This window comes from Streptomyces sp. Y7, from assembly GCF_043195415.1.
In the GTDB taxonomy this organism is placed as follows: domain Bacteria; phylum Actinomycetota; class Actinomycetes; order Streptomycetales; family Streptomycetaceae; genus Streptomyces.
The window spans coordinates 65003-79327 of sequence record NZ_JBIDDQ010000010.1 but is presented as its reverse complement, the minus strand read 5'-3'; the positions used below and the strand labels follow the sequence as shown (position 1 = coordinate 79327).

General features: G+C 73.5%; 13 protein-coding genes. 7 read left to right on the top strand and 6 right to left on the bottom strand.

Annotation, left to right across the window (positions count from 1 at the left end; genetic code table 11):
- Positions 1 to 111: 111 nt before the first annotated feature.
- The 3 genes from ACGFW6_RS24860 to ACGFW6_RS24850 all read left to right on the top strand — a co-directional run bounded on the left by ACGFW6_RS24860 (position 112) and on the right by ACGFW6_RS24850 (position 3162).
- Positions 112 to 1629 (top strand): aromatic amino acid ammonia-lyase, encoded by a 1518-nt coding sequence (locus tag ACGFW6_RS24860; protein ID WP_393513815.1) that lies wholly within the window; start codon positions 112 to 114, stop codon positions 1627 to 1629.
- Positions 1626 to 2486, top strand: coding sequence for a MurR/RpiR family transcriptional regulator (locus ACGFW6_RS24855; protein ID WP_393513812.1), 861 nt, complete (start codon positions 1626 to 1628; stop codon positions 2484 to 2486). The genes ACGFW6_RS24860 and ACGFW6_RS24855 overlap by 4 nt, the downstream gene beginning before the upstream one ends.
- Before the next feature lie 88 nt (positions 2487 to 2574).
- Positions 2575 to 3162: a hypothetical protein gene (locus ACGFW6_RS24850; protein ID WP_393513809.1), complete on the top strand. Its 588-nt coding sequence runs from the start codon at positions 2575 to 2577 to the stop codon at positions 3160 to 3162.
- A gap of 1 nt (position 3163) precedes the next feature.
- On the opposite strand, the gene ACGFW6_RS24845 is transcribed toward ACGFW6_RS24850, so the two are convergent.
- From ACGFW6_RS24845 to ACGFW6_RS24825, 5 genes are all read right to left on the bottom strand, one after another.
- A complete protein-coding gene (locus ACGFW6_RS24845; protein WP_393513806.1) occupies positions 3164 to 3538 on the bottom strand; it encodes a hypothetical protein in 375 nt (124 codons plus the stop codon).
- A gap of 14 nt (positions 3539 to 3552) precedes the next feature.
- A complete protein-coding gene (locus ACGFW6_RS24840) occupies positions 3553 to 4050 on the bottom strand; it encodes a roadblock/LC7 domain-containing protein (RefSeq protein WP_393513803.1) in 498 nt (165 codons plus the stop codon).
- Between the two features lie 79 nt (positions 4051 to 4129).
- The gene (locus ACGFW6_RS24835) at positions 4130 to 4924 is read right to left on the bottom strand and encodes a transcriptional regulator (RefSeq protein ID WP_393513800.1); all 795 of its coding nucleotides are present in this window, start codon (positions 4922 to 4924) and stop codon (positions 4130 to 4132) included.
- Entirely contained in the window at positions 4921 to 5313 is a 393-nt protein-coding gene (locus ACGFW6_RS24830; protein ID WP_393513797.1) for a hypothetical protein, read from the bottom strand. Before ACGFW6_RS24830 ends, ACGFW6_RS24835 begins: the two co-directional genes overlap by 4 nt.
- Positions 5314 to 5495: 182 nt before the next feature.
- Positions 5496 to 6890, bottom strand: a complete 1395-nt coding sequence (locus tag ACGFW6_RS24825; protein WP_393514196.1) for a diaminopimelate decarboxylase — start codon at positions 6888 to 6890, stop codon at positions 5496 to 5498.
- Positions 6891 to 7036: 146 nt separating this feature from the next.
- Here ACGFW6_RS24825 and hutU point away from each other — a divergent pair, with 146 nt between their 5' ends.
- The 4 genes from hutU to hutI all read left to right on the top strand — a co-directional run bounded on the left by hutU (position 7037) and on the right by hutI (position 12625).
- Positions 7037 to 8701 (top strand): urocanate hydratase, encoded by a 1665-nt coding sequence (gene hutU, locus ACGFW6_RS24820; protein ID WP_393513794.1) that lies wholly within the window; start codon positions 7037 to 7039, stop codon positions 8699 to 8701.
- Positions 8702 to 8775: 74 nt separating this feature from the next.
- The gene (locus ACGFW6_RS24815; RefSeq protein ID WP_393514193.1) at positions 8776 to 9978 is read left to right on the top strand and encodes an allantoate amidohydrolase; all 1203 of its coding nucleotides are present in this window, start codon (positions 8776 to 8778) and stop codon (positions 9976 to 9978) included.
- Positions 9975 to 11336 carry a formimidoylglutamate deiminase gene (locus tag ACGFW6_RS24810; protein ID WP_393513791.1) on the top strand — a complete coding sequence of 454 codons (1362 nt, stop codon included), beginning with the start codon at positions 9975 to 9977 and terminating at the stop codon, positions 11334 to 11336. The genes ACGFW6_RS24815 and ACGFW6_RS24810 overlap by 4 nt, the downstream gene beginning before the upstream one ends.
- Complete coding sequence (gene hutI / locus ACGFW6_RS24805) at positions 11333 to 12625, top strand: imidazolonepropionase (protein ID WP_393514190.1); 1293 nt, start codon at positions 11333 to 11335, stop codon at positions 12623 to 12625. The genes ACGFW6_RS24810 and hutI overlap by 4 nt, the downstream gene beginning before the upstream one ends.
- A gap of 27 nt (positions 12626 to 12652) precedes the next feature.
- Here hutI and ACGFW6_RS24800 read toward each other — a convergent pair whose 3' ends face one another.
- Entirely contained in the window at positions 12653 to 14251 is a 1599-nt protein-coding gene (locus tag ACGFW6_RS24800) for a ricin-type beta-trefoil lectin domain protein (protein WP_393513788.1), read from the bottom strand.
- Positions 14252 to 14325: the final 74 nt, after the last annotated feature.

Genomic DNA, 14325 nt, shown 5'->3' with positions numbered 1-14325 from the left:
ATGCAGAGTTCTTGGTAGCTGAATAGGTTGTCAACGGGTTGGTGTAAATCCGGAGTAACGGATGACCGAAGAGCAAGACGGGATGTCCGGATTGAGGGGAGATTGGGCTTGATGTCGTCTCGGATCGTGGACACGTCGGATGTGGTGTCTCCTGGGCACACCGGCCTCGTCGTCCTCGACGGGATCGGGCTCGGCGTCGAGGACGTCGCACGCCTCGCCGACGGGGCCGCCCGGCCGGTCCCCGCGACCGACGCGATGAAGCGGGCCGAGGAGTCCTGGGACGCCGCCCGCCTCATCGCCGCGACCGGCCGCGTCTACGGCCGCTCCACCGGCGTGGGCGCGAACCGGAACGAGGACGTGCCCACCGAGGCCGCCGCCGAACACGGCCTGCGCCTGCTGCGCAGCCACGCCGGCGCCATCGGCGAGGAACTGCCGGCCCGGCAGGTGCGGGCCATGCTCGCCGTACGCGCCAATCAGCTGCTGGCCGGCGGTGCCGGTCTGCGCCCCACCGTCATCACGGCGATGTGCGAGGCGCTGGAGAGCGGTGCCCACCCGGTCGTGAACGAGTTCGGCTCGGTCGGCACCGGCGACCTCGCGGCACTGGCCCAGACCGGCCTCGCGCTGGCCGGAGAGCACCCGTGGCGCGGCTCCGGAGCGCCCGAGCCGCAGCCGCTCGACAACAACGACGCGCTCGCGTTCATCAGCAGCAACGCCCTCACCCTCGGCCAGGCCGCCCTCGCCCTGCACGAGCTGCGCGGCCTCGTCGCCGCCACCCAGGTCGTCGCCGCCCTGTCACTGCTCGCCGTCGACGGCTCCCACGAGGCGTACGCCGCCCCCGTGCACACCGCCCGGCCGCACCGGGGCAGCACCGAGGTGGCCCGCCGGATGCGCGAGCTGATCGGTGCCGAGGACCGTCCCACCCCGCCGCTCGGCCGCATCCAGGACCCCTACGGCTTCCGCTGCCTGCCCCAGATACACGGCCCCGCGCACGACGCCGCCGACGCCCTGGAGCAGGTGCTCGCGGTGGAGATCAACGCCGCCGCCGAGAACCCCCTCATCTCCCCCGAGGACATGGCCGCCTACCACCACGGCGGCTTCTACCAGGCCCAACTCGCCCTCGCCCTGGACCACTTCCGGCTGGCGCTGACCCAGGTGGCGCGCCTGTCGACGTCCCGTCTGTCCACCCTGAACGAGCCCGCGTACACCCGCCTCAAGCCCTTCCTCGCCGACCAGGAACCCGCCTCGTCCGGTGTGATGATCCTGGAGTACGCCGCCGCTGCCGCCCTCGGTGACCTGCGCGCCTTCTCCGCCCCCGCCTCACTCGGCCACGCTGTACTCTCCCGGGGCGTGGAGGAGCAGGCCAGCTTCGCCTCGCTCGCCGCGCGGCAGACACTGCGCGCGTGCGGCGCGTACCGTCTCGTCGTCGGCTGCGAACTCGTCGCCGCGGTACGGGCGTTGCGCCAGCGCGGCCTCAGGCCCGAACCTGAGCTTCCGATCGGCCGGGCGATGGAGCTGGCCGAGTCGGTGCTCGACGACGACCTGGCCGACCGTCCGCTCACCGACGACGTGACGGCGGCGGCCGCACTGCTGGACCGGTTCACGGAGATCTGGAGGGGGAGCGCGGCATGAGCGCGGACAGGAACACGGGCGGGACGGACAGCCCCGCCGCGCGACTGCAGGCGCTCTTCGAGGGGCACCGGCTCACCCCGACCCAGCGGCGCATCGCGCACAGCATGGTGCGGCAGGCCGCCGACGTGCCGTTCCTGTCCAGCGTGGAACTGGCCGAGCTCGCCGGGGTCAGCCAGCCGTCCGTGACCCGGTTCGCCGTCGCCCTCGGCTTCGACGGCTACCCGGCGCTGCGCCGGCACCTGCGCGAGGTCGCGCCCGTGGAGCAGACCCCGGACGCGGGCTCGTACAACGAGTACCAGCAGGCCGTGGAGGCCGAGATCGAGAACCTGCGGCATCTGGCGGAGGTGCTGGCCGACCCGCGCCCGGTGCAGAGGGCCGGACGCCTGCTCGCGGCCTCGCGTCCGCTGCCGGTGCTCGGTCTGCGCGCGGCGGCCTCCCAGGCGTACGGCTTCTCGTACTTCGCCGCCAAGGTCCATCCGGACGTACGGCTGCTGGAGGAGGGCGGCACGATGATCCACGACCGGATCGACGCCGCCGTACGGGCCGGTGCCACGGCCCTGCTCTGCTTCGCGCTGCCCCGGCATCCGCGTGAGGTCGTGGACACCCTCGCCTACGCCAAGGAGGCGGGGCTGACCGTGGTGACGGTCGCGGACTCCGCGTTCGCGCCGGTCGCCAAGGTGTCCGACCTGCTGCTGCCCGCCGCTGTCGGCACCGGCCTCGCCTTCGACACCGCCTGCGCGCCGATGCTGCTGGGCCGGGTCCTGCTGGAGGCCATGTGCGACGACCTGCCGGACGCCCAGGCGCGGCTGGAGGAGTTCGACGCGCGGGCGGCGGCCCGGGGACTGTTCGTCGAGTGAGTTCCTGACCGGTTCTTAAGGCTCGTCTCACGTTGACTGGCTAGCGTGCGCGCACGGCTGGTGGACAGCGATGGACGGGAGGCGGAACGTGGCACGCGGTGGAGGACAGGGGCTGGCTCGGGTGGCCGTCGTCGTACGGGCCGGGGCGGCACCGCTGTGGTGGCTCGGGGTGTTCGCGGCGGCGATCGGGGTGCTGATGCTGGGCGTCACGGGTCGCAGGATCGGCGTCCTGGCCGGCGCCGCGCTGTTCATCGTCGCGGCCCTCGTGGTGGCGTCCGTGCGCCGCGGGCGCTACACCGCGCTGATCGGCTCGGCCACCCGCGCCGGCAAGCACGATGTGCTCCAGGACCGGGCCGTCGCCGTGCGCAACTGGCGCCGGGGGCACCGCTGGTGGCTGGTCCTGGCGTTCCTCGCCGCGCTGGGCACCGCGTTCGCGGTGCCGGCGGCCGGCGGGATGCTGCTCGCGGGATGCGGGGCGGGGCTGCGGCTGAAGGCGGCGTGGCTCGGGCGGCGGGAGCGTGCCGACGGCGCGCTGCTGTGGGTGCGGGTCGACTGGCTCGACGGCCGGGGCGGCCGCCCCACGCACAAGACCGTGAAGGGCTACCGCACCACAGGCGTCGCCGCGGGCGACGCGGCCCCCGGCGGGGCCCGCCGCCGCACCGCCGCGCTCGTGTAGGTCAGACCTCCAGGTCCTCCTCGATCTTCTTCAACTGGTGCCGGGCCATCGCCAGATTGGCCCGTTTGCCGTCGAGGACCAGGTACAGGAAGAGCCCGTTGCCCCCGCGTCCGGCGATCAGCCGGATCAGGTGGTACTGGTCGGAGAGGGTGATCAGGATGTCCTCGATGCCGCCCTTGAGGCCGAGGTGCTCCATCGTGCGCATCTTGGCGCGGACGACGTCGGTGTTGCCGGCGGCGGCGACATTGAGGTCGAAGCTCTTGCTGCCGCCGAGCGTGCCGAGCGCCATCCCGCTGGTGTAGTCGACGAGCGCGACCCCGGTTGCGCCCTCGATCGTGGCGAGACATTCCTTCAGCGTGGTCTCGGTGTTGGCCATGACGTGTCTTCCTCTCAGCTTTCGGTAGTGGTGCGCGCGTTGGCGGTGGTGCGTGCGGAACGCGCGGTCTTCGTGCGAGTGGGCATGGGTTTGGCGGGCTCCTTGGCGGAGCTCTTGGCAGGGCTCCGGCGCGGAGGCACTGCCTCCGCGTCCACGAGCTCCCCGATACGGGCACCGGCTCGGCGGCCCTCCAGATGCAGTCGGCCGACGTTCACGCGGTCCGTGGCGAGCAGGGTCAGTACGGCGGTGCGGCCCGCCGCGTACGTCGCGACATAGCCGTCGGCGCCACGGATGAGCAGCTCGCGCAGGTCGCCCCGGCCCGTCTCGTCCGCCATCCGCACCGCGACGCCGAGTGCGGCGGCGGTGAGCGCGGCGAGACCGTCCGGTTCCACGCCGGGCGTGTCGTGGGCGAGGACGAGGCCGTCCACGCCGGCCGCGAGCGCACCGGTCAACTGGGGCACACGGGCTCTGAGTCGGCGGAACTCGTCGAGTATCGGGGCCTCGGCCGCCATCAGGTTTCTCCTCTCGGCTCGGGACCGCTGCGGTGGGCGAGGCGCCCCACCTGGCTCGCGGTCCTCGAAGGGTTTGCGGTCAAAGGGCCTCCAGCGCATCCCTGACCCTCTTCAGCAGCGCGACGTAGGGATCGGCGGCGGCGGCGTCGGGCGGGGGATCCGGAGCGGGCGGCGGCTGCGGGCACACGAGCCCCGCGGCGGCCAGCCGCCTTATGTGCACCAGCGTGTGGAACGCCGGCCTGCCCAGCTCCCGGGCGATGTCCGCGGCCCTGCGCACGCCGTCCACCCGCCGCAGGACGGCCGCCTGCCGGGACGGCACCGTGGGCGCCGCGACCGGGTCGGCGCGGATCAGGGGCGCTCCGTCGGTCGCCGGGTCGGGCCAGATGCGGCGCAGCAGGGCGCGGCGGCGCAGCGTCTCGTGCTCCAGCTCGGCCACCGGCACCGGATGCACGGAGGCGAGCCAGTGCGCGGCGCCGTAGCGGAAGCGGCCGGGCGTGCTGCTCGGGCCGAGCGCGAAGTACGCGGCGTCGTACAGCGCGCTGACCTGCGCCAGCTCCAGCGCGCCCGGTGTGACGCCGTGGCTCAGCAGCCGTCCCTGCTCGGCGCTGTCCTCGACGTCCTGCCAGGTCGCGGCGTCGAGGGCGCCGTGGGCCGTCAGGAGCATGCCGAGGCTGGGCGCGAGCGGGCTCTCGGCGTGCACGACCCGGCCCTCGGCCAGGTGGAGCGTGCCGTGCTCGCGCTCCAGGACGCCGGTGGCCCGCTCCTCGGCGAGCCGGGTCAGCATCGGTGAGACGCCGCCCCCGGCCTGCTTGAGGGCCACCTGCCGGTCGCGGACCGGCAGCCGCGGCGGCGGGGTGCTCGCGACCACGGTCATCCCAGCACCAGCCGTTCGGCCATCTCGCCCAGCCGGATGCGGGCCAGTGCGAGATTGCCGTCCGCGCGGGCCAGCCACAGGTACAGGAACACGCTGCTGTCGAACGACGTCGGCACGAACCGCAGCACGTGATAGCTGTCCCGGTTGCTGAGGATCAGGTCCTCGACCGGCGGATCCACCGTCTCGCTGCCGTCCTCGGGCCCGAAGGCCCCCTGCTCGGCGGCCAGCCGCGCCAGCTCGGCCGCCTCGGCCGCCGCCGTCTCGTGATCTCCTCCTGGTGGATCGCCCACGGTGCCCAGGGCCAGCCCGCTGGTCCAGTCGACCAGCGCGGCGCCTCGCGCACCGGGCAGCCGCATCGTCTCCAGCAAGCACTCGTCGATTCCGGGCACCGTCGCTCCCCTCCCGCCTCGGGGTTCGGCTGAGTGACCGCCAAACTACGCAACGTGTGTGCGGCGAGTGAGCGTTCGGGCATTTTCCAGTGGAACATGCGCCGGGAGACTAAGGTGGGTCAACTGGCCCTGTTTTCGGTTCAGTTGATCACGTATGGCCTACTGCTCCGCATCGGTGCGCGTCAACGGCGCTTCGGCGCGCGCAGGGTGGTGAGCGACGAAGCGTGCGCCCCTCCCGATTCGGCCACGATCTCGTCGAGCGACTGCGCCTCGCGCACCGTCGCGAAGGCGATGCCGCCGCCGGCGTCCGGCGCGAAGCCGTGAATGCCGGGCCGGGCGAGGGAGTTGTAGGCGTAGTGGTGGGCGAAGTAGTACGCCCCGGTGTCCAGCGCCGCCGCGAAGTCGCCCTGCTCCAGCAGCGGCAGCGCACTGCCCTCGGCCAGCAGGTCGCCGGAGAAGCAGGCCGGCCCGGCGACGTCCTGCACCACGTCCGGGCCGTGCTTCGGGCGCCCCTTGCCGTCGTAGGCGGCGATCCGCAGCGGCCAGCTCCCCGGCGCGTACACCGTCCGCGTGGCCACCTGCACGCCCGCGTGCGTGACCGCCACCGGCCGCCCGCCCGCGCTCTTGGCGTACTCGACGCGCGCCACGATCGTCCCGTGCTTGGCGAGCAGCGACCGTCCGAACTCCGTGACCAGGCCGTAGCGCCCGTCGAACAGCCCCGGCACCGCCTCGCTCAGCAGCCGCGCGTACTGCGCGTACGTCGGCGTGGTCGCGTCCGAGGCGAAGTTCACCGGCAGTCCGCCGCCGATGTCGAGCGTGTCGATCTGCCGCCGCCCGATCCGTCCGTTGATCTCCTCGGCCAGCGCGTACGCCTGCGCGACCCCCTGGACCATCAGCGACAGCGGGATGCCCTGCGAGCCGGTGTGCGCGTGCAGCCGGGTCAGCCACGGGCGGTCCCGGTACGCCCGTACGACCCACTCTCGCGCCCCCTCGTCACGCAGCGCCACCCCGAACTTCGAGGTCGCCGTGGCCGTCGACGTCGCCTCGATCGAACCCCCGCCGACCTGCGGATTCACCCGGATTCCGAGCGGTGAGCGGCTGGCGGCGGAGCCCATCAGGGCGTCGATGCGCGCCAGCTCCTGCGGGTTGTCCGCGTTGACGGCGATACCCAGCGCCAGTGCCTCGCGCAGCTCGGCCGGCGTCTTGGCGGGCGAGTCCAGGACCGTCACCTCCGGGCCCAGCCCCGCCGCCCGCGCCAGCGCCAGCTCGCCCGGGCTGGCCACCTCCGCGCCGATGCCCTCCTCGCGCAGCAGCCGCAGCACCGGCACCAGCGGGGTCGCCTTCACCGCGAAGGCGTGCAGCACGGGCGTGCCCGGCGCCACCACCGCGTCGAACGCCGCGCGCAGCGCCGCCGCCGACTCCCGGATGCCCGTCACGTCGAGCAGTCCGACGATCGGCGTGCCGGGCCCGAGAAGCCCCTGCTCCACGGCCGCCCGCACCGCCTCGTCGCGCCGGGCCACCCGCTCCGCGTCCCCGGCCGGGATCTCGAATCCGTCGCCCACAACATCCCCCGTCATGCCGTTGTACGAGCCCATGCATCCAGCCAAACACCGCGGCGGCCGCAGCGCTGGCGCACCGATCTATTGACTAGTTCTATTCAGGAAGCCAGGATGTGAATATCCACCTCAACAGTCCGCAGTCACAGTCCGCTGGGAGGCAGACCATGTCAGGACCCCGCCCCGTCCGAGCGCCGCGCGGTACGGAACTGAGTGCCCTGGGATGGCAGCAGGAAGCCGCCCTGCGGATGCTCCAGAACAACCTCGACCCCGAGGTCGCCGAGCACCCCGACAAGCTCGTCGTCTACGGCGGCACCGGCAAGGCCGCCCGCGACTGGCGCTCCTTCGACGCGATGGTGCGCACGCTCCGGACCCTCAAGCAGGACGAGACCATGCTGGTCCAGTCCGGCCGCCCGGTCGGCGTCATGCAGACCCACGAGTGGGCCCCGCGCGTCCTCATCGCCAACTCCAACCTCGTCGGCGACTGGGCCAACTGGGAGGAGTTCCGCCGCCTGGAGGCCCTCGGCCTGACCATGTACGGCCAGATGACGGCCGGCTCCTGGATCTACATCGGCACCCAGGGCATCCTGCAGGGCACCTACGAGACCTTCGCCGCCGTCGCAGCGAAGAAGTTCGGCGGCACCCTCGCCGGGACGATCACCCTCACCGCCGGCCTCGGCGGCATGGGCGGCGCCCAGCCGCTCGCCGTCACCATGAACGACGGCGTCGCGATCTGCATCGACGTCGACCCGCGCGCCATCGAGCGCCGCATCGAGCACCGCTACCTCGACGTCAAGGCCGACAACCTGGCGCACGCGCTCCAGCTCGCCACCGAGGCCCGCGACGCCCGCCGCCCGCTCTCCATCGGCCTGCTGGGCAACGCCGCCGAGCTGCTCCCGCAGATGCTCGCCGAGGGCGCCCCGATCGACATCGTCACCGACCAGACCTCCGCCCACGACCCGCTGGCCTACCTCCCCGTCGGCCTCGCCTTCGAGGACATGGCCGACGCCGCCGCGAAGGACCCGGCCGGGTTCACCACCCGCGCCCGCGAGTCCATGGCCAAGCACGTCGAGGCCATGGTCGGCTTCATGGACGCAGGCGCCGAGGTCTTCGACTACGGCAACTCCATCCGCGGCGAGGCCCAGCTCGCCGGGTACGACCGGGCGTTCGCCTTCCCCGGCTTCGTCCCCGCCTACATCCGCCCCCTGTTCTGCGAGGGCAAGGGCCCCTTCCGCTGGGCGGCGCTGTCCGGCGACCCGGCCGACATCGCCAAGACCGACAAGGCGATCCTGGAGCTCTTCCCGGAGAACGAGTCCCTGCACCGCTGGATCAAGATGGCCGGCGAGCGGGTCCACTTCCAGGGCCTGCCCGCCCGCATCTGCTGGCTCGGCTACGGCGAGCGCGACAAGGCCGGCGAGCGCTTCAACGACATGGTCGCCTCCGGCGAGCTGGCCGCGCCGCTGGCGATCGGCCGCGACCATCTGGACTGCGGTTCGGTGGCCTCCCCGTACCGCGAGACCGAGGCCATGCTCGACGGCTCGGACGCGATCGCCGACTGGCCGCTGCTGAACGCCATGGTCAACGTGGCCTCCGGCGCCTCCTGGGTCTCCCTGCACCACGGCGGCGGCGTCGGCATGGGCCGCTCCATCCACGCCGGCCAGGTGACGGTGGCCGACGGCACGAAGCTCGGCGGCGAGAAGATCCGCCGGGTACTGACCAACGACCCCGGCATGGGCGTCATCCGGCACGTGGACGCCGGATACGACATCGCGGAGTCGGTCGCCGGCGAGCGGGGCGTGCGCGTCCCGATGCGTGAAGGTGACGACGCGTGACCCAGCCCCATGGCGAGCCCGGCGGTCCACGGCCCGTGCCGACCGCCGGCCCCACCGGCAGTTCCTTCCACACCATGTGGCGCGACCTGCTGCCCATCGGCCGGCACCCCGAGTCCCACGGCTACCGCCGCTTCGCCTGGAGCGGGGCCGACCTCGACTGCCGGGCCTGGTTCAAGGAGCAGGCCGAGGCACGCGGGCTCACCTACGAGGTCGACCGCAACGGCAACCAGTGGGCCTGGCTCGGTGACCCTGCCGCCGGCGACGCCGTCGTCACCGGCTCGCACCTGGACTCCGTGCCGGACGGCGGAGCCTTCGACGGACCCCTCGGCGTGGTCTCCTCCTTCGCCGCGCTCGACGAACTGCGCGGCCGGGGAGCGGACCTCGCGAAGCCCCTCGCCATCGTCAACTTCGGCGACGAGGAGGGTGCCCGCTTCGGGCTCGCCTGCGTCGGGTCCCGGCTCACCGCCGGACAGCTCACCGTCGACGGCGCCCACCAGCTGACCGACGGCGACGGAGTGAGCCTGCCCCGCGCCATGGAGGCCGCCGGCTACGACCCCGACACCATCGGGGCCGACCCGGAGCGCCTGGACCGCATCGGCGCCTTCGTCGAACTGCACGTCGAGCAGGGCCGGGCGCTGGACCTGTCCGGCGACCGGGTCGGCATCGCCAGCGCGATCTGGCCGCACGGCCGGTGGCGGTTCGACTTCCGGGGCGAGGCCAACCACGCCGGCACCACCCGGCTCGTGGACCGGCGCGACCCCATGCTGACGTACGCCGAGACCGTGCTCGCCGCCCGCCGCGAGGCCGAACTCGCCGGTGCCGTCGCCACCTTCGGCAAGATCGCCGTCGAGCCGAACGGCGTCAACGCCATCCCGTCCCTGGTGCGCGGCTGGCTCGACTCCCGCGCCGAGGACCAGACGCGCCTCGACACCGTCGTCGGCGGCGTCGAGAAGGCCGCCCGGGGCTACGCGGAGGCGCACGGCATCGAGCTCGACGTCGTCCGGGAGTCCTTCACGCCCGTCGTCGAGTTCGACCACGCCCTGCGCGACGAGCTGGGCCGCATCCTCGGCAAGGACACCGACATCACCGTGCCCGTCCTGGGTACCGGGGCCGGACACGACGCCGGAATCCTCTCCGGGCGCATCCCGACCGCCATGCTGTTCGTACGCAACCCCACCGGCGTCTCGCACTCCCCGGCGGAGTTCGCCGCCGAGGACGACTGCGTGGCCGGGGTCCTCGCACTCGCCGACGTACTGGAAGGGCTGGCCCGCAGGTGACATCGAAGACCTACTGGCTGGAACACGCCTGGCTCGACACCCACGTCGAGCCGGGTGTGGCCCTCACCGTGTCCACAAGCGGCTCCGCGGCGGGCCAGGACGGTCGCATCACCGCCGTCCGCACGGACGTCCCCACCCCGCCCCCCGGAGCGGAGATCCTGCGCGGCCTGACCCTCCCCGGTCTGGCGAACGCGCACAGCCACGCCTTCCACCGCGCCCTGCGCGGCACCGTCCAGGTCGGCTCGGGCACCTTCTGGACCTGGCGCGAGGTCATGTACTCCGTCGCCGACCGGCTGAACCCGGAGACGTACCACGCGCTCGCCCGCGCGGTGTACGCCGAGATGGCGCTGGCGGGCATCACCGCGGTCGGTGAGTTCCACTACGTCCACCACGCGCCCGGCGGCACGCCCTACGCCGACCCCAACGCCATGGGCGAGGCCCTCATCGCGGCCGCCGCCGATGCCGGCATCCGCATCACCCTCCTCGACACCGCCTACCTCTCCTCCGGCTTCGGACAGCCGCCCACCACGCACCAGCTCCGCTTCTCCGACGGGGACGCCGAAGCCTGGGCCACACGCTCCGCGCTGCTCAAGGAACGGGATCACGCGCGGATCGGGGCCGCGATCCACTCCGTGCGGGCCGTGCCCGCCGACCAGCTCCAGACCGTGGCGCGGTGGGCCGAGGAACGGCGGGCGCCGCTCCATGTGCACCTGTCCGAGCAGACCGCCGAGAACGAGGCGTGCCTGGAGGTCCACGGCTGCACCCCGACCCAGCTGCTCGCCCTGCACGGCGTCCTGGGGCCGCGCACGACCGGCGTCCACAACACCCACCTCACCGCCGAGGACATCTCCCTCATCGGCGGCAGCGGCACCGGCACCTGCATGTGCCCGACCACCGAGCGGGACCTCGCGGACGGCATCGGTCCGGCCGTCGCCCTCCAGAACGAGGGCTCACCGCTGTCCCTCGGCTCCGACAGCCACGCCGTGATCGACCTCCTCGAAGAGGCACGCGCGATGGAGCTCAACGAGCGCCTGCGGACCCGCACCCGCGGTCACTGGACGGCCGCGGCCCTGCTGCGGGCGGCCTCGGCCGACGGCCACGCGGCCCTCGGCTGGGACGACACGGGCACCCTGGAGCCCGGTGCGCGCGCCGACTTCGCGACGATCGCGCTCGACTCGGTCAGGACGGCAGGGCCGCTTCCGCGGCTCGGGGCCGAGACGGCCGTATTCGCCGCGTCGGCAGCAGACGTGTCGCATACGGTCGTGGCAGGTCGGCACGTCGTACGGGACAGGGCGCACACCCTCGTACCGGATGTGCCGAAGGCCCTCGCGGACGCCGTCGAAGCCCTGCGCGGCTGATCCCGGGCCGACCGCCCGAGCGGCCCGCCTCCGCCCCCGAACCCGACACCGCCGACCAGGCAACCGAGGACGCCATGAGCAACGCGACGACCGTCAGCCCCGCCCACTCCGCGAGCACCGCCAGCACGCTCATCACCAACATCGCCGCCCTGGTCACCAACGACCCCTCCCTCGGTGACAATTCCCCCCTCGGACTGATCCAGGACGCCGCGATCGCCATCGAGGGCGACCGCGTCGTGTGGACCGGTGATCAAAGCAAAGCACCCGCCACTGACAAACGGATCGACGCCGGTGGCCGTGCGGTGATCCCCGGCTTCGTGGACTCCCACTCGCACCTGGTCTTCGCGGGCGACCGCACACGGGAGTTCAACGCCCGCATGTCGGGCCGGGCGTACAGCGCGGGCGGCATCCGCACCACGGTCGCGGCCACCCGGGCGGCGAGCGACGCGGAACTGGAAGCCAACCTCACCCGCTACCTCCACGAGGCCCTGCGCCAGGGCACCACGACCTTCGAGACCAAGTCCGGCTACGGCCTGACCGTCGAGGACGAGGCCCGCGCCCTGCGCATCGCCGCCGCCCACACCGACGAGGTCACCTACCTCGGCGCCCACATCGTCTCGCCGGACTACGCCGAGGACCCGGCGGCCTACGTCGCCCTCGTCACCGGCGAGATGCTCGACGCCTGTGCCCCGTACGCCCGTTGGATCGACGTCTTCTGCGAGAAGGGCGCCTTCGACGGCGACCAGGCCCGCGCGATCCTCACCGCGGGCAAGGCGAAGGGCCTGCACCCGCGCGTCCACGCCAACCAGCTCACCTATGGCCCCGGCGTGCAGCTGGCCGTAGAGCTCGACGCCGCCAGCGCCGACCACTGCACCCACCTCACGGACGCGGACGTCGACGCCCTCGCGAGCGGCCGTACCGTCGCCACCCTGCTGCCCGGCGCCGAGTTCTCCACCCGCGCCGAGTGGCCGGACGCCCGCCGCCTGCTGGACGCGGGCGTCACCGTCGCCCTGTCCACCGACTGCAACCCGGGCTCGTCGTTCACCTCGTCGGTGCCGTTCTGCGTCGCCCTCGCGGTCCGGGACATGGGGATGACCCCGGACGAGGCGGTGTGGTCCGCGACGGCCGGCGGGGCCGCCGCCCTGCGCCGGGACGACATCGGCCGTCTCACCCCGGGCGCCCGCGCCGACCTGGTCCTGCTCGACGCCCCGAGCCATGTCCACCTGGCCTACCGGCCGGGCGTGCCCCTGGTCAGCGAGGTGTGGCGCAGCGGCGTGCGCGAGGTGTGAGCCCGCGGGGGCGCCGGGCCGGCCCGGTCAGGACGCCCCCGCCCGCCACCGCTGGGCGGAGCTCCCGCCCGCCGGCTCCAGCGACAGCACGTCCCCGGAGCCGCCGTCCGGTGTCACGGCCGTACCGAAGGCGATGGCGGGGCGGATCAGCCCGGCGCCGTCCACCACGAACATCAGGTTCCGCCCGTTGCGGCCGTCCACCGAGTCGCACGACCAGATGCCGACGCCCCGGTCCGTCGAACCCCTGCTGTCCAGGCAGAAGTCGGGATCGGCGGCCGACTGGAGCACCCCGCGGTCCGCGTCGACCCGCCAGCGCTGAGTACGGGACGACGTGCAGGACGCGGTGATCACGTCGGTGCCGTCGAAGAACGCGCCGCCCACGTCCAGGCACAGCCCCGAGCCGACGTTCACGACCTGGGTGTACGCGCCGCCCGGCGGGCGCGTGGGGGACGGCGTGGGCTTCGGGCGCGCCGTCTTCGTCGGCGCCGGGTTCTTCGTCGGCGACGGGGACCTGGAGCTCCGCGACGGCGACGGCGAGGGCGAGGGCGAGGGCGACGACGTCGGCGTCGCCGAGACCGTCGCCGTGACGGTCACCGCCACCGGCGGCACCCGCACCGGGGTGCTCGCGGCACCCACCGGATCCTGCGGTGCCGACCCGCCCTGTGACACCAGGAACGCCATCAGCGGCAGCAGCGCCACCCCCACGGCCGTCGAGACGAGCACGACCCGACGCCGGTCCTGCGGGCCCTGCCCCGCCCCGCTCCGGCCCGCCCTGCCGCGCCGTGCGGCGAGACCCTCGGCCCGCGTCCCCGCCGACCCGCCCGCCACGTACCCGGTCCCGCCCCACGGCAGCAGCCCCTCCGCCAGCGTCGTGCCCGGGGAGTCCCGCAGCGCCGACAACTCCTCGTACGCCGTCGTGCAGTGCGGGCAACGCCCCATGTGGGCCTGCAGATCGGCGCTGTCGCGAGGACTGTCCGGCCGTACCGACTCCTCGATGAGCCGGCCGAAGTCGGGGCAGTCGGGGTCGTCGGAGGCGGCGAGGCGGGCGCGCAGACAGGAGCGGGCCAGCAGCTGGAGCGCCGGATCCGTGCCGTAGGTGACGTCCTCGCGGGTGAGTCCGAGCAGGGACGCGGTCCGCTCCGCCGGCTCCCGCTCCACGACGCCGTACCAGATCAGGCCCTGGGTGCGCGGCGGCAGGGACTGGAACGCCGTGAGCATGGGCGGGACCGGGCCCGCGGGGCCGGCCGCGTTGAGCACGAGCAGCAGTCCCGCGTCCAGGCCGGCCGCCCGCTCGTCCATCGCCCAGGTGCCGGCCACCCGGGCCGTCAGCAGCAGGAGTTGGTGCCGCCAGGGGACGCCGGGGTCGATGCCGCGGGCCGTCTGACGGGCCGCCAGGGTGAACGCCTGGGCCGCCAGCTGCCGTGCCATGGAGTCGTTCGGCGTGCACAGCCGGGCATAGGCGAGGACGGGTGCGTGATGGCGGGCGCGCAGCTCCTGCAGCGCCTGATACGCGGTGGCCGTGTCGGCGCGCAGGAGTTCGGTGAGCCGTGCGTCGGACGCACCCGCGTGGACCCCGTGGCCGGGCTCCTCACGCCCACGATCCCGGTCGTCGTCGGCCCGAGCCATTGCGCCGCCTCCTCGCAGCCTTGCGACCCGCTCGGAGTCCTGACCTACCGGCGGGTATGACGGCTCATAGTGGA

Coding starts and splice junctions, on each gene's coding strand:
- ACGFW6_RS24860 (WP_393513815.1), top strand. CDS start 112: ATGTCGTCTCGGATCGTGGACACGTCGGATGTGGTGTCTCCTGGGCAC.
- ACGFW6_RS24855 (WP_393513812.1), top strand. CDS start 1,626: ATGAGCGCGGACAGGAACACGGGCGGGACGGACAGCCCCGCCGCGCGA.
- ACGFW6_RS24845 (WP_393513806.1), bottom strand. CDS start 3,538: ATGGCCAACACCGAGACCACGCTGAAGGAATGTCTCGCCACGATCGAG.
- ACGFW6_RS24840 (WP_393513803.1), bottom strand. CDS start 4,050: ATGGCGGCCGAGGCCCCGATACTCGACGAGTTCCGCCGACTCAGAGCC.
- ACGFW6_RS24835 (WP_393513800.1), bottom strand. CDS start 4,924: ATGACCGTGGTCGCGAGCACCCCGCCGCCGCGGCTGCCGGTCCGCGAC.
- ACGFW6_RS24825 (WP_393514196.1), bottom strand. CDS start 6,890: ATGACGGGGGATGTTGTGGGCGACGGATTCGAGATCCCGGCCGGGGAC.
- hutU (WP_393513794.1), top strand. CDS start 7,037: ATGTCAGGACCCCGCCCCGTCCGAGCGCCGCGCGGTACGGAACTGAGT.
- ACGFW6_RS24815 (WP_393514193.1), top strand. CDS start 8,776: ATGTGGCGCGACCTGCTGCCCATCGGCCGGCACCCCGAGTCCCACGGC.
- ACGFW6_RS24800 (WP_393513788.1), bottom strand. CDS start 14,251: ATGGCTCGGGCCGACGACGACCGGGATCGTGGGCGTGAGGAGCCCGGC.